Origin of the sequence: Nocardiopsis exhalans, assembly GCF_024134545.1 — a bacterium.
Taxonomy (GTDB): Bacteria; Actinomycetota; Actinomycetes; order Streptosporangiales; family Streptosporangiaceae; genus Nocardiopsis; species Nocardiopsis exhalans.
Genome location: NZ_CP099837.1, coordinates 1,542,124 through 1,564,513 on the forward strand (window position 1 = coordinate 1,542,124; position 22,390 = coordinate 1,564,513).

General features: G+C 69.3%; 17 protein-coding genes. 15 read left to right on the forward strand and 2 right to left on the reverse strand.

The window, feature by feature from the left end:
- Window positions 1-6: 6 nt before the first annotated feature.
- The 15 genes from NE857_RS06905 to NE857_RS06975 all read left to right on the forward strand — a co-directional run bounded on the left by NE857_RS06905 (window position 7) and on the right by NE857_RS06975 (window position 20,529).
- Window positions 7-1,767 (forward strand): acetolactate synthase large subunit, encoded by a 1,761-nt coding sequence (locus NE857_RS06905; protein WP_184369844.1) that lies wholly within the window; start codon window positions 7-9, stop codon window positions 1,765-1,767.
- Between the two features lie 18 nt (window positions 1,768-1,785).
- On the forward strand, window positions 1,786-2,316 hold the full coding sequence (ilvN, locus tag NE857_RS06910) for an acetolactate synthase small subunit (RefSeq protein WP_017580668.1): 531 nt from the start codon (window positions 1,786-1,788) through the stop codon (window positions 2,314-2,316).
- 143 nt (window positions 2,317-2,459) lie between these two features.
- Complete coding sequence (gene ilvC / locus NE857_RS06915; protein WP_193374479.1) at window positions 2,460-3,455, forward strand: ketol-acid reductoisomerase; 996 nt, start codon at window positions 2,460-2,462, stop codon at window positions 3,453-3,455.
- A 219-nt stretch (window positions 3,456-3,674) separates the two neighbouring features.
- Entirely contained in the window at window positions 3,675-5,264 is a 1,590-nt protein-coding gene (gene serA, locus NE857_RS06920; RefSeq protein WP_017580670.1) for a phosphoglycerate dehydrogenase, read from the forward strand.
- Window positions 5,265-5,624: 360 nt separating this feature from the next.
- Window positions 5,625-5,978 carry a hypothetical protein gene (locus NE857_RS06925; RefSeq protein WP_254420258.1) on the forward strand — a complete coding sequence of 118 codons (354 nt, stop codon included), beginning with the start codon at window positions 5,625-5,627 and terminating at the stop codon, window positions 5,976-5,978.
- Entirely contained in the window at window positions 5,978-7,768 is a 1,791-nt protein-coding gene (locus tag NE857_RS06930; RefSeq protein ID WP_254421898.1) for a glycosyltransferase family 2 protein, read from the forward strand. Before NE857_RS06925 ends, NE857_RS06930 begins: the two co-directional genes overlap by 1 nt.
- A complete protein-coding gene (locus NE857_RS06935) occupies window positions 7,768-9,372 on the forward strand; it encodes a glycosyltransferase (RefSeq protein ID WP_254420259.1) in 1,605 nt (534 codons plus the stop codon). Before NE857_RS06930 ends, NE857_RS06935 begins: the two co-directional genes overlap by 1 nt.
- 19 nt (window positions 9,373-9,391) lie before the next feature.
- The gene (locus tag NE857_RS06940) at window positions 9,392-11,011 is read left to right on the forward strand and encodes a glycosyltransferase family 2 protein (protein WP_301184311.1); all 1,620 of its coding nucleotides are present in this window, start codon (window positions 9,392-9,394) and stop codon (window positions 11,009-11,011) included.
- Between the two features lie 734 nt (window positions 11,012-11,745).
- Window positions 11,746-12,810: a 3-isopropylmalate dehydrogenase gene (locus tag NE857_RS06945; RefSeq protein ID WP_254420261.1), complete on the forward strand. Its 1,065-nt coding sequence runs from the start codon at window positions 11,746-11,748 to the stop codon at window positions 12,808-12,810.
- A gap of 224 nt (window positions 12,811-13,034) precedes the next feature.
- Window positions 13,035-14,150, forward strand: coding sequence for a branched-chain amino acid aminotransferase (locus NE857_RS06950; protein WP_254420262.1), 1,116 nt, complete (start codon window positions 13,035-13,037; stop codon window positions 14,148-14,150).
- A 137-nt stretch (window positions 14,151-14,287) separates the two neighbouring features.
- Window positions 14,288-14,863: a hypothetical protein gene (locus tag NE857_RS06955; protein ID WP_254420263.1), complete on the forward strand. Its 576-nt coding sequence runs from the start codon at window positions 14,288-14,290 to the stop codon at window positions 14,861-14,863.
- A 379-nt stretch (window positions 14,864-15,242) separates the two neighbouring features.
- Window positions 15,243-16,853, forward strand: a complete 1,611-nt coding sequence (gene cimA, locus NE857_RS06960) for a citramalate synthase (RefSeq protein ID WP_254420264.1) — start codon at window positions 15,243-15,245, stop codon at window positions 16,851-16,853.
- A gap of 360 nt (window positions 16,854-17,213) precedes the next feature.
- Window positions 17,214-18,161, forward strand: a complete 948-nt coding sequence (locus NE857_RS06965; protein ID WP_254420265.1) for a carbohydrate ABC transporter permease — start codon at window positions 17,214-17,216, stop codon at window positions 18,159-18,161.
- On the forward strand, window positions 18,158-19,093 hold the full coding sequence (locus NE857_RS06970) for a carbohydrate ABC transporter permease (RefSeq protein ID WP_254420266.1): 936 nt from the start codon (window positions 18,158-18,160) through the stop codon (window positions 19,091-19,093). Before NE857_RS06965 ends, NE857_RS06970 begins: the two co-directional genes overlap by 4 nt.
- Before the next feature lie 32 nt (window positions 19,094-19,125).
- Window positions 19,126-20,529: an ABC transporter substrate-binding protein gene (locus NE857_RS06975; protein WP_254420267.1), complete on the forward strand. Its 1,404-nt coding sequence runs from the start codon at window positions 19,126-19,128 to the stop codon at window positions 20,527-20,529.
- 83 nt (window positions 20,530-20,612) lie between these two features.
- Here NE857_RS06975 and NE857_RS06980 read toward each other — a convergent pair whose 3' ends face one another.
- Complete coding sequence (locus NE857_RS06980; protein WP_254420268.1) at window positions 20,613-21,098, reverse strand: Rieske (2Fe-2S) protein; 486 nt, start codon at window positions 21,096-21,098, stop codon at window positions 20,613-20,615.
- Window positions 21,099-21,341: 243 nt separating this feature from the next.
- Complete coding sequence (locus tag NE857_RS06985) at window positions 21,342-22,136, reverse strand: DUF3152 domain-containing protein (protein WP_254421899.1); 795 nt, start codon at window positions 22,134-22,136, stop codon at window positions 21,342-21,344.
- Window positions 22,137-22,390 lie beyond the last annotated feature (254 nt).

A 22,390-nucleotide genomic window follows, 5' to 3' on the forward strand; every position in this document is an offset into this window, starting at 1 on the left:
CTTGAGATGACCGAGCAGATGACCGGCGCCCAATCGCTGATCAGGTCGCTGGAGCACGTCGGCGTTGACACTGTCTTCGGGATTCCCGGCGGCGCCATCCTCCCCGCGTACGACCCCCTCTACGACTCGGCCAAGGTGCGCCACATCCTCATGCGTCACGAGCAGGGGGCCGGGCACGCCGCGGAGGGCTACGCCTACGCCACCGGCCGTCCCGGGGTGTGCATGGCCACCAGCGGCCCCGGGGCCACCAACCTCGTGACGCCGCTGGCCGACGCCCACATGGACTCGGTTCCGATGGTCGCCATCACCGGGCAGGTCGCCTCCCCGATGATCGGCACCGACGCCTTCCAGGAAGCCGACATCTGCGGCATCACGATGCCGATCACCAAGCACAACTTCCTGGTCAAGGACGTCCGCGACATCCCCCGGACCATCGCCGAGGCCTTCCACATCGCCTCCAGCGGCCGCCCCGGCCCGGTGCTTGTCGACATCTCCAAGGACGCCCTCCAGAACAACGCCGACTTCGTCTGGCCCGAGCGCCTGGACCTGCCCGGCTACCGCCCGGTCACCAAGCCGCACGGCAAGCAGGTCCGCGAGGCCGCCCGGATGATCGCCGACGCCAAGCGCCCGGTCCTCTACGTCGGTGGCGGCGTCCTGCGCGCCGGTGCCGCGGCCGAGCTGCGCGTCCTGGCCGAACTCACCGGCGTCCCGGTCGTCACCACCCTGATGGCCCGCGGCGTCTTCCCCGACAGCCACCCGCTGTACGTGGGCATGCCCGGCATGCACGGCGACGTCGCCGCGGTCGGCTCCCTCCAGCAGGCCGACCTGATCGTCGCCCTGGGCGCCCGCTTCGACGACCGCGTCACCGGCCGGCTGGACAGCTTCGCCCCCGACGCCAAGATCGTGCACGCCGACATCGACCCGGCCGAGATCTCCAAGAACCGCCACGCGGACGTGCCCATCGTCGGCGACTGCCGCGAGGTCCTCGCCGACCTGGTCGTGGCCGTGCGCGCCGACCAGGAGAAGGGCCGCCAGGGCGACTACGGGGCCTGGTGGGACAAGCTCAACAAGCTGCGCACCACCTACCCCAAGGGCTTCGACGCCCCCGACGACGGCACCCTGTCACCGCAGGCGGTCATCCAGCGCCTGGGCCAGGTCGTCGGCCCCGAGGCCACCTACGTCGCTGGCGTGGGCCAGCACCAGATGTGGGCCGCGCAGTTCATCGACTACGAGCGTCCCGGCGCCTTCGTCAACTCGGGCGGCCTGGGCACCATGGGCTTCTCCGTCCCCGCCGCCCTGGGCGCGAAGGTCGGCGACCCCGACCGCGTGGTCTGGTCCGTGGACGGCGACGGCTGCTTCCAGATGACCAACCAGGAGCTGGCCACCTGCGCGATCGAGGGCATCCCGATCAAGGTCGCGGTGGTCAACAACGGCAACCTGGGCATGGTCCGCCAGTGGCAGACCCTGTTCTACGAGGGCCGTTACTCCAACACCGACCTGCAGACCTCGCCGCTGGACGAGAAGGTCCGCATCCCGGACTTCGTCCGCCTCTCCGAGGCCTACGGCTGCGTCGGCCTGCGGTGCGAGCGCCCCGAGGACATCGACGCCACCATCGAGAAGGCGATGTCGATCAACGACCGCCCGGTGGTCGTCGACTTCACCGTGAACCACGACGCCATGGTCTGGCCCATGGTCGGCCCCGGCGTCAGCAACGACAACATCCAGTACGCGCGCGACATGGCGCCGAACTGGGAACACCAGGACTAGGAGTAGGGCCGAACCACCATGAGCCGTCACACGCTTTCCGTTCTGGTCGAGGACACCCCGGGCATCCTGGCCCGGGCCTCCGCCCTTTTCTCCCGTCGTGGATTCAACATCGACTCACTCAGCGTCAGCACGACTGAGTACACCGGACTGTCCCGGATGACGATCGTGGTCAACTGCGACCTCCACCCCTTGGAGCAGGTGACCAAACAGCTCAACAAGCTGATCAACGTCGTCAAGATCGTGGAGATGGACACCACCGCGTCGGTGCAGCGCGAGCTGCTCCTGGTCAAGGTCAAGGCCGACGCGTCGAGCCGCACCCATGTGCTTCAGACGGCCGAGCTCTTCCGCGCGCACGTCGTGGACGTCAGCCCGGACGTCGTCGTCATCGAGGCCACCGGCGACCCCGAGAAGCTCGATGCCCTGGTCAAGAACCTGGAACCCTTCGGGATCCGGGAACTGGTGAAGTCAGGGCTGGTCGCCCTGGGTCGGGGACCCCGTTCGATCACCGACCGCTCCCTGCGGGCGGTCGACCGCAGCGTCAGCGCCTAGACGTCACTGCCTGAGGCGCTGAGGCCCGAGGTGCCGCCGAAAAACGGCACCGAGGCGAACCCGAACTGAGAGGCTGTCCGGACACGGCCGGACGGCCTCACCCCCCGCCCCCAAAGAACGTAAGAAACAAGGAGTAACCCCAAGTGGCAGCACAGATGTACTACGACGACGCCGCCGACCTCGCGCTCATCCAGAGCAAGAAGGTCGCCGTGATCGGTTACGGCAGCCAGGGCCACGCGCACGCGCTGTCGCTGCGGGACTCGGGTGTGGACGTGCGGATCGGTCTGGCCGAGGGTTCCAAGAGCCGCGCCAAGGCCGAGGACGAGGGCCTGCGCGTCCTCACCCCCGCCGAGGCCACCCGCGAGGCCGACGTGGTCATGATCCTGGTCCCCGACCACATCCACCGCGACCTGTACGCCCAGGAGATCGCGCCCAACCTGGAGGCCGGCAACGCCCTCTTCTTCGGGCACGGCTTCAGCATCCGCTACGGCTTCATCAAGGCCCCCGAGGGCGTCGACGTCGCCATGGTCGCTCCCAAGGGCCCGGGCCACCTGGTCCGCCGCCAGTACGAGGCCGGGCGCGGCGTGCCCTGCCTGGTCGCGGTCGAGAAGGACGCCAGCGGGCAGGCCTGGGACCTGGCCCTGTCGTGGGCCAAGGGCATCGGCGGCACCAAGGCCGGCGTCATCAAGACCACCTTCACCGAGGAGACCGAGACCGACCTCTTCGGCGAGCAGGCCGTCCTGTGCGGTGGCACCGAGGAGCTGGTCAAGGCCGGTTTCGCCACCCTGGTCGAGGCCGGCTACCAGCCGGAGATCGCCTACTTCGAGTGCCTGCACGAGCTCAAGCTGATCGTCGACCTCATGTACGAGGGCGGCATCTCCAAGATGAACTGGTCCGTCTCGGACAACGCCGAGTACGGCGGTTACACCCGCGGCCCGCGCCTGATCACCGAGCAGACCCGCGAGGAGATGCGCAAGATCCTCGGCGAGATCCAGGACGGCTCCTACGCCAAGGAGCTCATGGACGAGTTCGACAATGGGCAGCCGACCTTCACCAAGCGCCGCGAGGCCGAGCAGGGCGAGCAGATCGAGAAGGTGGGCGCCGAACTGCGTCCGCTGATGAGCTGGCTGAAGGCCTAGCCTCAGTTCTCGTTCTCTGAATTTCACCACCGGGGCGGGGCGTGTGCTCCGCCCCGGTGGCGTGTGAGGGGGAGGGTGACTCTTCTTTCGTCGGCGGTGTACCCATCCGCCCGACGGGCTTCCCTACCCCGCTAGTAGACTTTGGACCGGCCGTCACACCCGATCCGGGCAGCGCCTCCACCTGCGCGGTCGGGTCGCACCACCCGAAAAGGAACCGTTGTGACCAAACCCGTCGTACTCGTCGCGGAAAAGCTCTCGCCCGCCGGAATCGCGCTCCTCGAAGAGGACTTCGAAGTGCGCCATGTGGACGGTGCAGACCGGTCCCAGCTGCTTCCGGCCCTGGCGGACGTCGACGCCCTGATCGTGCGCAGCGCCACCCAGTTCGACGCCGAGGCCGTCGCCGCGGCCAACCGCCTCCAGGTCGTCGCCCGCGCCGGTGTGGGCCTGGACAACGTGGACGTGGACGCCGCCACCAAGGCCGGTGTCCTGGTGGTCAACGCCCCGACCTCCAACATCATCAGCGCCGCCGAGCAGGCCATCAACCTCCTCCTGGCCAGCGCGCGCAACACCGCCCCCGCGCACAACGCCCTCATCAACGGTGAGTGGAAGCGGTCCAAGTACACGGGTGTGGAGCTCTACGAGAAGGTCGTCGGCGTGGTCGGCCTCGGCCGGATCGGCGCCCTGGTCGCCCAGCGCCTGCTGGCCTTCGGTACCAAGGTCATCGCCTACGACCCCTTCGTGCAGCCCGCGCGCGCCGCCCAGATCGGCGTGGAGATGACCACCCTGGACGACCTGCTCGAGCGCAGCGACTTCATCACCATCCACCTGCCCAAGAACAAGGACACGGTGGGCCTGATCGGCGACGAGGCGCTGAGCAAGGTCAAGCCCTCGGTGCGCGTCATCAACGCCGCGCGCGGCGGCATCCTCGACGAGGACGCCCTCTACCGGGCGCTCAAGGACGGCCGGGTCGCCGGTGCGGGCATCGACGTGTTCGCCAAGGAGCCCACCACGGACAGCCCGCTGTTCGAGTTCGAGAACGTCGTCGTGGCCCCGCACCTGGGTGCGAGCACCGCGGAGGCGCAGGAGAAGGCGGGCACGCAGGTGGCCCGCTCGGTGAAGCTGGCCCTGTCGGGCGAGTTCGTTCCGGACGCGGTGAACGTGCAGGGCACCGGGGTCGCGGAGGAGATCAAGCCGGGTCTGCCGCTCACCGAGAAGCTCGGCCGCGTGTTCACCTCGCTGGCCGGGGCGCTCGCCGCCCGGATCGATGTCGAGGTGCGCGGCGAGATCGCCCAGCACGACGTCAAGGTCCTGGAGCTGGCGGCCCTCAAGGGTGTGTTCACCGACGTGGTCGAGGACACCGTGACCTTCGTGAACGCGCCGCTGCTCGCCAAGGAGCGCGGGGTCGAGGTCAACCTGGTCACCAGCGACGACAGCACCGACTGGCGCAACCTCATCTCGGTGCGCGGTGTGCTGGCCGACGGCACCCGCGTGTCGGTCTCGGGCACGCTGACCGGGCCCCGCCAGTTCGAGAAGCTGGTGGAGATCAACAACTACTCGATGGAGATCGGCCTCGACGAGCACATGGTGTTCCTCTCCTACGAGGACCGCCCGGGCATCGTCGGCAAGGTCGGCGCGCTTCTCGGCGACGCCCAGGTCAACATCGCCGGTATGCAGGTCATCCGGGACCAGGAGGGCGGCAAGGCGCTGATCGCCCTGACCGTGGACTCCGCGGTTCCGGACGAGATCCTGGCCTCGATCTCGGCGGAGATCGAGTCGGACATCGCCCGTCAGATCGACCTGGAGGACTAGTTCCCCGGAGCTGTTCGAAGTAGGGCCGTTCCTCCCGAATCCTCCTAGGGGATTTCCGGGTGGGGCGGCCCTTCTGCTGTGTCATGAGGGCCCCAAAATATGTTCCTATGAGAATTCTTGTCCCATAGCTACCGCGATTCTTGGAATGTGATTCAGGAGTTGGTAAACATCGCGAGACACGCGGTGTACTGGTCCTTCGCTTGCGCAGGGTCAGTGGAACTGTGTCCGCAAGCCGATCGCGGGCACGCATTTCGTGCGGGTCGGCTTTCGGAGGCGATCATTATTTCCGCGTGAATGGGGTTGGAATTGCGATTTCTGCGTCGGCGTCTGGTGCTCTTGTTCTCGTTTTCGGTGCTCACCGTGTCCGGAGTACACGGATTTCTGCTCTTCCACGGGCTGATCGACATCTGGTCAGCCGTGCAGGTCACCGCCCTGATCGCGCTCTGCGGTCTGGTGGTGCTCCTCCTGATTCAGGTGCGGCGCACCGCGGTCCAGATCAGGCAGCTGCGCCGCGGCCTCGACCGGCAGGCGCGGGAGGTCACCGAGATCGCCGGGGAGAACCGGGCCGAGCTGTTCGGCCGGGCCGACGCTCTGGCCGAACAGCTGGGCACGGTGGCCGAGTCCGTGGCCGAACTGCGCGAGCAGAGCCGCGGCCGGGTGTCCGACGCTCAGGTGTTCGGGGGCGCATCGGTGCCCGCCCGGGCAGCTTCGTGATGGAGGGGGCCCTGTCGGACGTCCTTCGCTCCCGCGGAGCGGGACGTCTGCTGGTCACCCACATCGGTGCCCGGGCGGCCGAGGGACTCGACCGCCGCCGATTCGGTCCCGGCACCGAGGTCCTCGACCTTCGTCAGGCCGCTGAACACCCCTGTGGTGATCCCTTCGACCATGTGCTGGTCGTCGCGGCGACCACGGCCGACCTGCGGTCCGCCGTCCGCCTGGCTGACGGGCTCCCGTCGGCGGCGAACGTCGTGATCGTGGTCAAGGCGTCCGCGCCGCACTTCGATCCGCCGTTTCCGACGCCGCCCGGTCTGGGCCAGTGGCAGGGGCTTCTCGAGGCCAGGGTGCGCCGGTTGCCGGACCAGGGCTGGTCATGCGCGCTCTCCTTCACCGACCCGGTGGAGGTCGCACTCGTGCTGGCGTCGGTCGCCCGCGCCGTAGTGGGAGGCCGTCGCGGGCCGACCGAACCTCTACTGGATGGCACGGGCGGTGCGGCTACCGCACCCTCCTGGGAAGTACTGGGACGCCCCGGTGCGCTGACCGGGAACGGAACGGGTCCCCTGGCCAGCCTGTCCGTGGCTGAGGTGCCTGGTGTGGATGAGCGGGTGGTGAATCCGATGGGGTTCACGCGGGTGTCGAAGTCCGGGGTGGGGCGGTTGGTCTCGCGTGATGGTCGGTGGGTGTTGGCCGCTGGTGGTAGGACGCGGTGGCGGGTGCCTGATGACGGTGCGGTGACTGATGTGGATGTGGCGGGTCTGCGTGATCTGCGTGCGGTGCGGGTGGAGTGGGGGCGTCACAGCGGACCGGTGGCGGCGGTGCGGGTGGTGGCCGCTCTCGCCGCGGCCGGAGTTCCGCTTGTCAGCGATCGACCGCCGTTGTGGGCGCGGAGTCTGGGAGACGAACTCCACGATCTGCTCACCGGCACGAACAGGGAGGAACTGAAGGACGCGCAGTTGCGTGAGGAGCACAGTGTCCGGTTGCGGCGGGCGGCTCTGCGGTCGCACGGGTCGTATGCGCGCGGGCGGGGTGCTTTCGCTGATCCGTCGGTGTCGGTGGTGTTGTGTACGCGGCGGCCGGAGATGGTGGGTTTCGCTCTGCGGCAGGTGGCGCGTCAGCGGGGTGTGGATGTGGAGGTCGTGCTGGCGTTGCACGGTTTCGACACGGACGCGCCGGGGGTGGCCGAGGCGGTGGGCGCCTACCGGGCTCTGGGGCGGGAGTTGGTGGTGTGGCGGCCGGACGCGGACATGGTGTTCGGTTCGGTGTTGAACGGGGCGATCGGGCGGGCGAGCGGTTTTCTGGTCGCGAAGATGGACGATGACGACTGGTACGGGCCGGAGCACCTGTCGGATCTGGTGCTGGCCCGCCGCTACTCCGGCGCCGACCTGGTGGGTTGCGCGACCGAGTACCACTATCTGGAACCACTGGACGTCACTGTGCGGCGGTTCGTGCCCTCGGAGCGTTTCGCCAGACACGTCACCGGAGCTGGGTTGATGACCGACCGCTCGCTTCTGGAGGAGGTGGGCGGCTTTCGGCCGCTGGGTCTGGGGGAGGACGGCGCCCTGTTGGAGGACGCACGGAGGGTCGGCGGTTTCATCTACCGCTCACACGGTCTGGGATGCCTCATCCGGCGTAGGAGAAGGGGCCATACCTGGCAGGAAGCCCCCGGCTACTTCCTGAAGGAGCCTCAGCAGCAGTGGTCAGGGTGGCGGCCCAGTGCGCTTCTGGAATCCGATCCCGAGGACGAGCCGACCTCCCGGCCTGCTCTGACGACGTACAGGAGCCAATAATGACCCTTGTCCAAGGTGGTCCGCGCGAAGAGCGCGCACTCGCCGATCCCGGTCCGCGTCCGTTGATCCGGTGTAACGACTATTCGGTGTTGGAGCCGCCGCCGTTGGGTGGTTGGGATCCGGTGTTGTCGGTGAGTGTGGTGGTTCCGGCTTATGGCGGTCAGGAGAAGTTGGACCTGACGTTGGCGTCGTTGGCGGCGCAGAGTTATCCGGGTCACCTGATGGAGGTCGTGGTGGTGGATGACGGTAGTGAGCCCGCGTTGGTGCTCCCGCCGATCCGCCCCGAGAACACGCGGATCGTACCGAGTCTGCCCGGCGGCTGGGCCCGCGGTCATGCGGTGCGCTCCGGCGCGGCAGCGTCGGACGCAGACGCTCTGCTCTTCCTCGACGCGGACATGATCGTCTTCCGGGAGCACGTGGAGGCACAGCTGCGCTGGCACCACCTGGCCGACTACCTCGCCGTCACCGGGCATCTGCGCTGCGTTGACTACACACCGGGCTCCCTGACCCCGACCGAGGTCAGGGGGGCGGTGGAACGGGGGGAACCGCAGACCCTGGTCGAGGGGCCGGGTGAGGAGCTCGAGTGGCTGGGCAGGGCCTACAAGCGGACGGGGAATCTGAAAACCGGCGGGCACACGGCGTTCCGGCACTTTATCGGGGCCACCGGATCGGTGCGCCGCGCGTTCTTCGAGGAATCCGGCGGGGCGGCTTCCGAACTCGTCCTGGGCGAGGACACCCACCTCGGATACCGCTTCGCCCAGCACGGCGCCGTGTTCGTCCCCGAACTGGACACCAGCAGCTGGCATCTGGGCCGTCCGCAGATGGAGACCCGCAAAGAAGACGGCGCCCGCTTCCGGTACCCGTTCGTCGGTAACCGCCTCCCCCTGGTCGGTGACAACCGCAAACGCGTTGGTCGGCAGTGGCAGGTGCCCCGGGTCGACGCGGTGGTCGACACCATCGGCAGCGGTTTCGAAGAGGTGGCGCAGACGGTGGACGCTCTGTTGGGCGGTGACACCGCCGACATCCGTGTCCGGTTGGTGGGGGAGTGGGGTCGGGTCACGCCGGGGCGGCACGGCACGGTCGACGATCCGGCGGTGGACGTGCGGCTGGTGCACGAGAACTACCGGTGCGAGCCCCGGGTGGAGTTCGTCGAGTCCGAACCGGCCCCTGACCCCGACGTGCCCTTCCGGCTACGGGTGGGTCCCGGACAACCGCTGGCCCGGCACGCCGTGGAACACATGATCAAACAGGCGGACGCGGCGGGCGCGGGACTGCTGCGAGCCACCGCCCCCGGAGACGACCTCGGCGGCCCCCGGCTGGAGCGCACCGCGGCCTTCGCCCGCGCGCGTCGGCTGGGGGCGGGGGAACACGAGCTCGACACCATGGTGGACGAGCTCTTCGGTACGCACTGGCTCGACGGCCAGAGCCAGCTGTTCACACCGCAGGACCCGATACCGGAGACCCCGTCGGACTGGAAGGAACAGCTGGAGCGGGCGGGTGCCCGGGTCGAGGCGCAGAAGGTTCGAGTGGAGCGGCTGAAGCATCGGTTCCACTGGTTGACCAGGAGCCGGACTGGACGGTTCCTGTGCCGGATCATTGGTTGAGGACGGGACGGGACAGCGCATGGTGATCGGTGACGGAGCGGTGCGGGGTACGAGGGCTGCCGGTGCCGGGTTGAGGGGACGCGCTCCGCGTCCGTTGATCCGGTGTAACGACTATTCGGTGTTGGAGCCGCCGCCGTTGGGTGGTTGGGATCCGGTGTTGTCGGTGAGTGTGGTGGTTCCGGCTTATGGCGGTCAGGAGAAGTTGGACCTGACGTTGGCGTCGTTGGCGGCGCAGAGTTATCCGGGTCACCTGATGGAGGTCGTGGTGGTGGATGACGGTAGTGAGCCCGCGTTGGTGCTCCCGCCGATCCGCCCCGAGAACACGCGACTGGTCACCGCCCCCGCACACGGATGGGGCCCGGGACACGCGGTTCAGGCCGGGGTCGAGGCCACGGAGGCGCCCGTCGTCATGAGGTTGGACGCCGACATGGTCGCCGATCGCGAGCACGTGGAGGCGCACCTGCGCTGGCACCACCTTGCTGATTACCTCGCCGTCACGGGCAGGGTCGTCTTCACGGACGCTCCGGACACCGGGCTCACCGCCACCGGGATGCGTGATCGGGTGGAGGACGGCTCGGCCGCGGACTTCCTGGGGCCGGGGAACACCATGGAATGGGTGTCCGAGGTGTTGGAGTCCACTGATGGCCTCCGGACGGCAGGGCACCGGGCCTGGGAGGTCTTCACCGGGGCCACGGCCTCTGTGCGGCGTGAGCTTTTCGAGAGCGCCGGAGGGATGGATCCGGCGATGGCGATGGGAGAGGACAGCGAACTCGGGTACCGGTTGTCCCAGCGGGGCGCGGTGTTCGTTCCGGAGCCCGTCGCGGTCGGATGGCACCTGGGGTGTCCGACCACGGAGCGGCGCGGGGCCGCCGCGGTCCGTTTCGGCCGCCCGTTCAAGGAGAACCGGATCCCCCGGCAGGGGAGTCGTAGGGATTCGCCTCGGCGGACCTGGCAGGTGCCGTTCGTCGACGTGGTGGTCGACACGGTCGGCCGCAGGTTCGACGACGTCTCGGAGACGGTGGACGCTCTGTTGGGTGGGGACACCGCCGACATCCGTGTCCGGTTGGTGGGGGAGTGGGGTCGGGTCACGCCGGGGCGGCACGGCACGGTCGACGATCCGGCGGTGGACGTGCGGCTGGTGCACGAGAACTACCGGTGCGAGCCCCGGGTGGAGTTCGTCGAGTCCGAACCGGCCCCTGACCCGGACGTGCCCTTCCGGCTGATGGTCTCTCCGGGTTCCCTCTCGCGCCCGGGCGCGGTGCGGGCCCTGACCGGGGCCGCCGACCGGGAGGGCGCCGGTCTCGTCCTGCTCCGGAGTGCGGGCCGTGGTCGGGGTGAGGCGCTGCGGCTGGAGCGTACTGCCGCCTTCGCCCGGGCCCGCCACCTGGGTGCGGGCGCGGGGGAGCGGGACGCTTTGGTCGCACAGCTGTGGGGACTGCACCTGATGGACCGGGACGAGGTCCTGATCGCGCACGGGGAGTCGGGTGAGCGGCCTCCGAAGGACTGGCACAAGAAGATGCTCAAGGCGGAGCGGAACGAGGAGCGGTGGCGGATGGAGGCCGAGCGGTGGGAGCGCCGGATCCGGGCGTTGACCGGAGGGCGGCTGTCCCGGCTGTTGCTCGCTGTGCGGCGAGGGTGAGCGTTGACCGGACGGGACCCGCACCGCGAGGACCGCTCCGGCCCTGTCGGTGGGTTCGGCGCGCCATGTCGATGCCGTGGCGCTTATGTCATGTTTCGTCGGTGATCTGTTGATTTGTCGGTGATCCGTTGACCTGCAGTGACGCGAAATCGTCTCACGATGCGAGAATCTCTGGTCATATAGTTGGACATCCGATATTCTGAAGTCCTAGGAGGCAGTGGCGTCGGCTCCATCGCCGGATGCCACAGTCCCCCGCTGCGCTCGCCCCCACCGGGGCCCGCGCCGGCGGTTCCGGCAGTCGATCCCGCCGGGCGAAGCTCCTGTCCCTTTCTCGTGGACAACGCCGCCCACGTTGCGCGCCCGTGAGGGTTGGCTCGACCCTGATCGCCGCCCGATCCCGGACGCACGTCACCGTCGAACGCTGACGGCGGAGCCGTACGCTCCCGGCGTCACGCAGAGCATCCGATCGCATCCGGAGGATCACATGTACGACATGATCGAGTACCCGTCCACGCCCGACGGCGACGACGAGATCGCCCGCGCCCTGCAGGACGCCATCAACCGTCGTGACTGAGTACTGCGCCTTGTGAGGTCTCCGCCGCGCTTTGGCCGGTGTTCGCGGGCAGGCGGCTGTGCCGGTCCTTCGGGCCGGTACAGTTGTCTCATCTACTGTTCATACCGTCTCGCTATGTGAGAATTCCATGGCGGGTCACGTCTGAGTTAGAGGCAGTCCTATGGCAGCTCGCACCGTGAAACTGGCCGTCATCCCGGGTGACGGGATCGGCTCCGAGGTGGTCGCCGAAGGTCTCAAGGTCCTGGGCGTCGCCGCCGCCCAGTTCGACCTGGCCGTCGACACCACCGAGTACGAGCTGGGCGCCAAGCTCTGGCACCGCACCGGTGAGACGCTGCCCGACTCCGTCGCCGCCGAGCTGCGCGAGCAGGACGCCATCTACCTGGGCGCCGTCGGCGACCCCTCCGTCCCCAGCGGGGTCTTGGAGCGCGGCCTGCTGCTGCGCCTGCGCTTCGACTTCGACCACTACGTCAACCTGCGCCCGGTGCGCCTGTACCCCGGCGTGGAGAGCCCGCTGGCGGGCGTGGGCCCCGAGGACATCGACATGCTGGTCGTGCGCGAGGGCACCGAGGGCCCCTACGCGGGCGCGGGCGGCGTGCTGCGCAAGGGCACCCCGCACGAGATCGCCACCCAGGACAGCGTGAACACCCGCTTCGGCGTCGAGCGCGTGGTCCGCTTCGCCTTCGAGAAGGCGGCGGTCCGCCCCCGCCAGAAGCTGACCCTGGTGCACAAGGACAACGTCCTCACCTTCGCCGGCGAGCTGTGGCAGCGCACCGTCAAGGAGGTCGGCGCCGAGTACCCGCAGGTGTCCGTGGACTACTGCCACGTCGACGCCGCGGCGATGTTCTTCGTCAACCAGCCCGGCCGCTTCGACGTGGTCGTCACCGACAACCTGTTCGGCGACATCATCACCGACATCGGCGCCGCCATCACCGGCGGCATCGGCCTGGCCGCCAGCGGTAACATCAACCCGGACAACACCTTCCCCAGCATGTTCGAGCCGGTCCACGGTTCCGCGCCGGACATCGCCGGCCAGGGCAAGGCCGACCCGACCGCCACGGTGCTCTCCGCCGCGACCATGCTGGACCACCTGGGTGTGCCCGAAGCCGCACGCCGTATCGAGGCCGCGGTCTCGGCGGACCTGAAGACCCGCGCCCAGAGCGGTGCGGTCCGGTCCACCACCCAGATCGGCGACGACCTCGCCGCGCGAGTAGCCGAGCAGGGCTGACACCACCCCCGTCGGCCCTGCCCGTTTTCGAGGCGCGGCCGACCCAGAAGCCACTGAAAAGCCACCTGTGACCACAGCGGGCGCGCCTGGAAACACTCCGGCGCGCCCGCTGCCCGTTTGGCTCCGTTTGGTTCCGCCCTGGCACCGGGTGCGCTCTTCCGACACACTAGATCCCAGGTCGGCGGCGCTGCCGACCCGTTGCACCCGAGAGGACCACCGACAACATGGACAACAACGCCACCACCACTGGCTTGACGTTCGACATCCAGCTCTCCGACCGGCGGAAGACCCCGCAGGAGCGCGAGGCACTGCTGGAGAACCCCGGGTTCGGTCAGGTGTTCACCGACCACATGGTGACCATCCGCTACACCGAGGGCAAGGGCTGGCACGACGCCAAGCTGGAGCCGTACGGTCCGCTGAGCCTGGACCCGGCCACCGCTGCCCTGCACTACGCCCAGGAGATCTTCGAGGGGCTCAAGGCCTACCGCCACCCGGACGGTTCGCTCGCCTCCTTCCGCCCCGAGGCCAACGCGGCCCGCTTCAACCGCAGCGCTGCGCGGATGGCGATGCCGGACCTGCCCGAGGAGCTCTTCCTCAAGTCCATCGAGCTGCTCCTGGAGCACGACGGCGAGTGGGTGCCGTCCAAGGAGTACTTCAGCCTCTACCTGCGCCCGTTCATGATCGCCACCGACGTGGGCCTGGGGGTCAACAACCCCTCGCGCAGCTACGTCTACCTGCTCATCGCCTCGCCGGTGGGCTCCTACTTCTCCGGCGGCGTCAAGCCGGTGACGGTCTGGCTGTCCAAGGACTTCACCCGCGCCGCCCCGGGCGGCACCGGCGCCGCGAAGTTCGCGGGCAACTACGCCGCGAGCTTCCTGGCCCAGGCCCAGGCCGTGGAGAAGGGCTGCGACCAGGTCGTGTGGCTGGACGCCCGCGAGCACCGCTGGGTCGAGGAGATGGGCGGCATGAACCTGTGGTTCGTGTTCGGCGAGGGCGAGAACGCCCGCCTGCGCACGCCTCCGCTGACCGGCACCCTGCTGCCCGGCATCACCCGCGAGTCGCTGCTGACCCTCGCCCCGGACCTGGGTATCCCGGCCGAGGAGGAGCCGCTGTCCATCGAGGAGTGGAGGGCCGCCGCCGAGTCCGGTGAGATGACCGAGGTCTTCGCCTGCGGCACCGCCGCGGTGGTCACCCCGGTCGGCCACGTCAAGAGCGACGACGGCGAGTTCACCATCGGCGACGGCACGCCCGGCCCGGTCACCATGCGCCTGCGCGAGGAGCTGGTGGGCCTGCAGACCGGTCTGCGCGAGGACAAGCACGGCTGGATCACGCGCTTCTAGGAGCGGAGAAGCCGGGTGACCGGCAGGGGCCGCCGTCAGCACGCCCGACGGCGGCCCTTCGCCTGTCCGGGGTGCTGGCTATCCTGGTCGGGCCCGCTCCGACCCCCGTCATCCCCCTTCCTCCGAGGAGCCCAGCCGTGCCTGAACCCTCCGTTCCCCCCGCGCCCGGGAACGACGAACCCGCCGCCTCCGCAGCGGACGGGGCGACCGCGCCTCGTACCCCCTTCTCCTGGCCCGCCCGCGCGGCCCTGGCGGCCGCCGCCGGACTGGTGGTGGGCGGTGCGGCCTTCACCGCCACCGAGGTGGCCGCTGCCTTCAACCCGCCCGCCCCGGCCCCGAGCGTGGCCGAGGACGAGGAGGGGAGTTCCTCCGAACGCCGCACCACCCCGCTGACCGGCACCGCCGAACCCGAGGACGCCCAGGGCCAGGGGGAGAGCGAGGACGGGCAGGCGGGGGAGCACACTGCGGACACCCCGGAGCAGGCTCCGGGGGCACAGGGTCCTGGCGGTGCGACGGTGCCCGAAACCGGTGGGGGAGCCCCGGGAAACCTGTCCGAGGGCGACCCGGGCTGGGTCGACCCGCGCAAGGAGATCCTGGAGGAGATGCTCAACACTCCCCAGGACCGCCCGCCCATGGAACCGCAGATCACCCAGGAGGAGCTCGACGCCCTCCGCGAGGCCGCCGAAGCCGAGGCGGTCGTGGAGGTGCCGTAGCCCGACTGCTCGGAGTGCTATGAGCAGCTGCTGACGCCCGCCCCTGAGACTCCTGCTGGATGTGAGGGGCCGCCCGGAGAATCGGGTGGCCCCTCACTGCGTTTACGGCAACCGCCAGTGCTTTTGTCCGTTCTGAGAAATTCTCGTCTCATTGAATGAGACATGTTGGCCCCGAACTGCGTCTCTCCGGGGGCCGTGTGGCACACTGGCCTCATGCTGTCCCAGGTACTCATTATTTTGGGGCGCGCTGGCTGACGACTTCCCGCGTAGACGCAGGGAAGAATCCGGACCCTGCCAGCGCGCTGACCTCTCGTGTCCACGAGGGGTCTTTTTTGTTGGTCGGGACCGCCACACACAGCATCGACCGGGAGTTCCATCCATGAGGAACGACAGTTTCCACGTCTTCGACACCACGCTGCGCGACGGAGCCCAGCGCGAGGGGATCAACCTTCGGGTCTCCGACAAGCTGGCCATCGCGAAGCTGCTCGACGACTTCGGAGTGGCGTTCATCGAGGGTGGGTGGCCCGGGGCCAACCCCAAGGACACCGAATTCTTTCAGCGGGCTTCACAAGAGCTGACGCTGAAGCACGCGCGACTCTCCGCGTTCGGGGCGACCCGCCGGGCCGGAGTGAAGGCCGCCGACGACCCTCAGGTGGCCGCACTGCGCGACAGCGGCGCGTCGGTCGTCACTCTTGTCGCCAAGAGTGACGACCGGCACGTCGAACGTGCCCTGCGCACGACCCTCGACGAGAACCTCGCCATGGTCGCCGACACCGTCGCCCACCTGCACGAACACGGGCAGCGTGTGTTCGTGGACTGCGAGCACTTCTTCGACGGCTACCGCCACAACCCCGAGTACGCGCTCGCCGTGGTGCGGGCCGCGGCCGACGCCGGGGCCGACGTGGTGGTGCTGTGCGACACCAACGGGGGCATGCTCCCCAGCGACGTCACCCGCGTGGTCACCGAGGTACTGGAGGCCACCGGCGCCCGCCTGGGCATCCACGCCCAGGACGACACCGGCTGCGCCGTCGCCAACACCCTCGCAGCCGTGGACGCGGGCGCCACACACGTGCAGTGCACCGCCAACGGCTACGGCGAGCGCGTGGGCAACGCCAACCTCTTCTCCGTGGTGGGCGCGCTCAACCTCAAACGGGGCATGGACGTGCTGCCCGAGGGCTGCATGGGTGAGATGACCCGGGTGGCCACCGCCATCGCCGAGCTCGTCAACCTCGCCCCCGACACCCACCAGCCCTACGTGGGGGTGTCGGCCTTCGCGCACAAGGCCGGGCTGCACGCCTCGGCCATCAAGGTCGACCCCGACCTGTACCAGCACACCGACCCCGAGCTGGTCGGCAACCGCATGCGCATGCTCGTCTCCGACATGGCCGGGCGCGCCTCCATCGAGCTCAAGGCCCAGGAGCTGGGCCTTGACCTGGCCGGAGACCGTGACCTGTCCGGGCGGGTCGTGGAGCGGGTCAAGAGCCTGGAACTGTCCGGCTACAGCTTCGAGGCGGCCGACGCCTCCCTGGAGCTGCTGCTGCGCGAGGAGCTCGGTGCCCCGATCCGCTACTTCGAGACCGAGTCCTGGCGGGTCATCACCGAGCGCCGCCCGGCGGCCGGGTCCAGCCCGCTGGCCAGCGACTACGAGAGCCTCAGCGAGGCCACGGTCAAGCTCGACGTCAAGGGTGAGCGCGTCATCGCCACCTCCGAGGGCAACGGACCGGTGAACGCGCTGGACCGGGCGCTGCGCAGTTCGATGGAGAGCGTCTACACCGCGCTGGCCGGGCTGGAGCTCACGGACTACAAGGTCCGCATCCTGGAGGGCTCCTCAGGCACCAACGCCATCACCCGGATCCTGGTCACCTTCAGCGACGGCAGCGGGGAGTGGACGACGGTGGGCGTGGGCCCGAACGTCGTGGACGCCTCGTGGGTGGCGCTGGAGCAGGCCATCACCTACGGGCTGCTGCGCCAGGGCTACCCGCAGGGCTGAGCCCCGGCCCCCGGGGCCCTGCTCCGTCATCCGCACCCGTTCGGGGTGACCTGAACCCCGCGGAACACACGCCTGTTGTCACCCGGCCGCCTGACCCGAAACCCGTGGTCAGGCGGCCGGACCTTAATTTGAGGTAAGACAGGCCTGTCCTTGAGGCCATAGCCAGTGTGACCCCGGCCACTCGATACTGCGAACTTTGGCGAAGCCCGAGATGTACGAGTGGTGATAGATGACGGTCCTCACCGATGCGCGCCCTTCCGTTGGCGTACAGTTCGCCTTCCCGCGAACCGCAGGCCACCTGTCCCGTGAAGACTTCGGGGCGTGTCCTCAGCCACCATCCGACCGGACGGGGGGAACGGCGTGAGCGCCGGCCCGGTGTCCGAACGCCGCGCCGCGTCGCGACCCACCCCCACGTCCTCACACAAACGCGCCGGTCCGGGCCGGGACGCGCTCCTCGCATGGGGCTTCCTCGGTCCCTCCGTGGTGATCTTCGCGCTCTTCCTGGTCTATCCCCTGGGCCGCACCGTCTACCTGTCGATGCACGGCAACGACATCATCGGCCAGCCCAACCGCTTCGTCGGCCTGAGCCACTTCGCCGAGATGGCCTCGCCCGAGTTCGGCCGGATCCTGTTCACCACCCTGGTGTTCACCCTCGGGGTCGTGGTTCCCGGAGTCGTCGGCGCTCTCGTGGTGGTCCTCCTGATGGAGGGGGTCCTGCGCGGCCAGAAGTTCCTGCGCGGCGCCTTCGCCCTGCCCTTCGCGTTCTCCGTGGCCAGCGCCTCGGTGATCTTCGCTGTCTTCTACAGCCCGGGTAACAGCGTCCTCAACGGCATCCTCTACCGCATGGGCCTCGACCAGGTCCCCTGGCTGACCTCCCAGGAGATGGCCCTGTGGTCGGTCGCCCTCACCACGGTGTGGATGAACCTCGGCTACGGCGTCCTCGTGCTCGCCGCCGGGATCGGCTCGATCCCCAAGGAGGTCAACGAGGCCGCCCGTATCGACGGCGCCACCGGGCCGCGCCTGGCCTGGGACGTCACCGTCCCCATGCTCGGGCCACAGCTCTTCTTCCTGATCGTCATCTCCACGATCAACGCGCTCCAGAGCTTCGGCCAGATCCACATCCTCACCGCGGGCGGGCCGGTCGGCTCCACGACCACCCTCGTCTACTCCATCTACCAGGACGCCTTCGCCTACGGCACCAGTGACTTCGGCCGAGCCAGCGCTCAGGCGCTCGTCCTGCTCGTGGTGGTTCTGGTGTGCACCCTGGTCCAGTTCGGTGTCATCGAGCGGAAGGTGCACTACTCATGAGCCGAACCTCCGCCGCGTCCGGAGCCGCGGGCACCGCGGACGTCCGCGGTGCCACCGCCTACGGACTCGCCCGCACCGCGCCCCCGCGCCCCCGCTCGCGCCACCGGCGCGGGGTCGGATTCATCGTCGGCCGCGTCCTGCTTTACCTCATGCTGGCCGCACTGCTCATCCCGGTGCTGTTCCCCGTGTACTACGTGTTCGTGGGGACCCTCATGGAGCCCCGCGAACTCTCCACGTTCCCGCCGCGGCTGCTGCCCACCGGTGTGCACTTCGAGAACGTCCAGGGCGCGCTGGCCGCCGTCCCGCTTCTGCGCATGTACACGAACTCGCTGGTCATGGCCGGAATCATCACGGTCTGCCAGCTGTTCACCTCGGCCCTGGCCGCGTACGCGTTCGTGTTCCTGCGCTTCCGGGGCAGCGCGGTGATCTTCGCGCTGTTCCTGTCCACGCTCATGGTCCCCGCCGAGGCGACCTTCATCCCGAACTACCTCACCCTCACCGGGTGGGGGCTCGGCGACACCTATGCCGGGCTGGTCCTGCCCTTCCTGGCCTACGCGTTCGGCACCTTCCTGCTGCGCCAGAGCTTCAAACAGTTCCCGCGCGAGCTGTACGACGCCGCGCGCATCGACGGCATGGGACACCTCAGATTCCTGTGGACCATCCTGCTACCGCTGAGCAAACCGGCCCTGACCGCCGTCGGCATGTACGTGTTCATCACCAGCTGGAACATGTACTTCTGGCCGCTGATCATCACCCGCAGCACCGAGATGCAGACCCTGCAGATCGGTCTGAACAGCCTCAAGGCGGGGGAGGCGGCCAACCCCGGCCTCGTCCTGGCGGGCGCGGCCCTGTCCGTCATCCCCACCCTCGCCCTCGTGGTCTTCGGGCAGCGCTTTATCGTCCGGGGCCTGACCGCGGGCGCTATCAAGTAGGGCGCGAAACACCTAGTGGAGACGAGTAGCAAATGAAACGTTCCCCCCGACGTCGCGGTGTGAAGACCGCAGCCCTGCTCACGAGCCTGGGCCTGGTCCTCAGCGCCTGCTCCGATGACGGTGGCGGCGGTGGCGGCAGCGACCTCACCGCCCCCGGCCCGCAGGTCCTGGACGGCCTCGACGAGGCGGTCCAGGTCGAGTTCTGGCACAGCATGGACGCCACCAACGGCCAGGTGCTGGACGGGCTGATCGATGAGTTCAACGCCCAGAACGAGGGCCGGATCGAAGTGACCGGCTCCTTCCAGGGCAACTACGACGAGGCGCTGGCCAGCCACCGCGCCGCGATCCAGCAGGGCGACACCGCCGAGCTGATCATGATCTACGACCTCGGTACGCAGTTCATGATCGACTCCGCGCAGACCGTGCCCGCGCAGTCCTTCGTCGACGAGGACGACTACGACACGTCCCCGATCGAGGACGCGCTGCTCAACTACTTCACGGTCGAGGGCGACCTGCGGTCGTTCCCCTTCAACAACTCCACCCCGCTCATGTACGTCAACCGGGACGCCTTCGAGGAGGCCGGACTCGACCCGGACTCCCCGCCCGCCGACCTCGCCGAGATCCGTGAGGCCGCCGAACAGCTCACCGTCACCGACGACGACGGCACCGTGGTCCAGTACGGCTTCGGCGCCGCCGTGTACGGCTGGTTCATCGAGCAGTTCATGGCGCGCGCCGCCACCCCCTACTGCGACAACTCCAACGGCCGCGACGGCCGCGCCACCGAGGTGCTCTTCGACGACCCGAAGATCGTGGAGCTCGTCGAGTGGTGGGAGGAGATGATCGAGGACGACCTGGCGGTGCAGATCGGCCGCAACACCGACGACGGCCAAGCCGCCTTCACCTCCGGCCGCGCCGCGATGACCCTGGAGTCCACCGGTTCCCTGGGCGGGTTCATCGAACAGTCCGACTTCGAGGTCGGCGCCGGGTACTTCCCGCTGATCAGCGCGGACGACCCGGGCGGCTCGATCATCGGCGGCGCTTCGCTGTGGATCAACGGCGAGGGGCACACCCCCGAGGAGATCCGCGGGTCCTGGGAGTTCGTCCAGTTCCTGCTGACCCCGGAGTCCCAGTCGGTCTGGCACGCGGGAACCGGATACCTGGCGGTCAACACCGAGGGCTACGACGGCCCGGAGGCCAGTGAGCGCGCCGAGGAGTTCCCGCAGTTCTCCGTGGCCGCCAACCAGCTGGCGGACTCCGAGATCAACGAGAACACCGCGGGTTGCATGATGGGCGTGATGTCCGAGGCCCGGGTCGCCGCTGAGGAGGGCTGGGAGGCCGCCCTGACCAGCGACACCTCCGCCGAGGAGGCCATGTCCAACGCGGCCGCCGGGGTGTCCCGCACCATCGAGGAGTACAACGATTCGGTGGGCGACTAGAGCCTGACCCGATGACGCGAGGGGCCGCGGCGGGATCCACCGGATTCCACCGCGGCCCCTTCGTGCGGGGTCGGAGCGCGCGCTCAGGCCAGCACGATGGAGTCGCCGTCGACGCGGATCCGAATCTCCTCCAGCGGGCTCTCCGCGGGGCCCTCGACGGGGGAGCCGTCCTCGATCGAGAAGCGGCTGCCGTGGCAGGGGCACTGGATCTGCCCGTCGGAGACCTGGTCGACCGGGCAGCCCTCGTGCGTGCACCTGGTGGAGAAGGCGCGGAAGGTGCCCTCCTCGGGCTGTGTCACGACCACCTCGTGCTCGCTGAAGACGGCACCCTCGCCCACGGGGACCTCGTCCGTGCTGGCGATCGGGGCGTCGACGTCCCCGGGGGCGGCGTCGTCCGCGCCGTTCCCGCTGCCTGTCGGGTCCCCGCCGTTCGCGGTGTCCTCACCCCCGCCGCAGGCGGTGACCACCCCGACCACGGCCCCGCCCCCGGCGACCCCGAACACGGAGCGCCTGGTCACCTCCGGCACGACGGACACCGACTCGGCGGGGGGTTTGCGGCAGTCACACATGCGGCCTCACTCTCTCGCCCGACGCGGGGCGGGCGGGTTCACGCGCGGGGTGCGGGCCCCGCACGGACGACGGACGGCCCCGTTCGCTCGGGGCCAGGACCCATGGAACACGGTGGATACCCGTCGTGTCCGGGAAATCCGCCGACGTGTCCGACGGGCATTCGGCGCACGCCCGGCACCGGATTGGTCAGCAACCAGTGCGGGGCGCTGTGGCCCGTTGATACCAGGGACCGCCAGTGGGCGCTAGGGGTGCACCCAGCCGTTGGCCTCGCAGCCCTGCAGGCCCAGGGTCTGCTGCTGCATCACCGGTGCGGGCTCGCCGTCGCCCGGGCAGTTCACGTGGCCGTGGCCCAGGGTGTGGCCCACCTCGTGGTTGATCAGGTAGATCCGGTAGGTCTCCAGGTCGTCGTCGAAGTGGTCGACGCCCGAAACCCAGCGGTTCTGGTTGATGATGGCGCGGTTGCCGTTGGCGCAGGACACGTATCCGTTGGTGCGCAGCGGAGCGCACAGGCGGTCGACCGTGTCCGGGGCGGCCAGCAGCACCCGGATGTCGGCGTCGTCGCCGTCCACCTTCTGGAACGAGCGGTCCCCGTCCTCGCCCCAGCTGCGGGGATCGCCCAGGATCTCTTCCACGGCGTCCGAGAAGTCCTCGTCCTCGCCGGGCAGGCCCTCCTCGATCTCCACCGCGAAGGTCGTCAGCGGGCCCTCACCCATGACCTCGCCCTCGCCCTCGACCACCTTGAGGTCGCCGTCGGCGGTGTCGACCTCCTCCACCACCGAGCGCAGCAGGACCGGGAGCTCCTCCTCGGTCGGCGAGGGGCTGGGGGAGGGGGTGTTCGCGCCGGTGCTGGACTCGGCCACGGGGTCGTTCTCGGGGGCGGCTCTGCGGTCGGAGCCCTCGTCGGGGACCCCGTCGCCCATCGGGCCGCTGGCGGAGGTCTCCTCGGAGGAACCCGCGTCGGAGCCGGGTTCGGGCACGCTGACCATCAACACGGCGGAGGCACCCGAGACCAGGCACAGACCCAGGGCCAGACCCATGGGGTACCGACGGCGTCGGCGGTGCTTGGCGCGGGGAGCGGGAGCGGGCACGAGGCTCAACCTCTCGACAGTGGACGGTGGTTCCGCCGGGACCCGAACAGGGAGGGCGGGGAGGGCCGGCCTCCGACGCCTTCCGGCGGCCGCGGGTCCGCTCCGACCAGGGCGGTCGGTGGAGGCGTCCCCACGGGAGCGGCCGAGTGTCGCGACGGCCACCCCGGGCGGTGTTCCCGCCCACTCGGGCGGTACCGCCAACC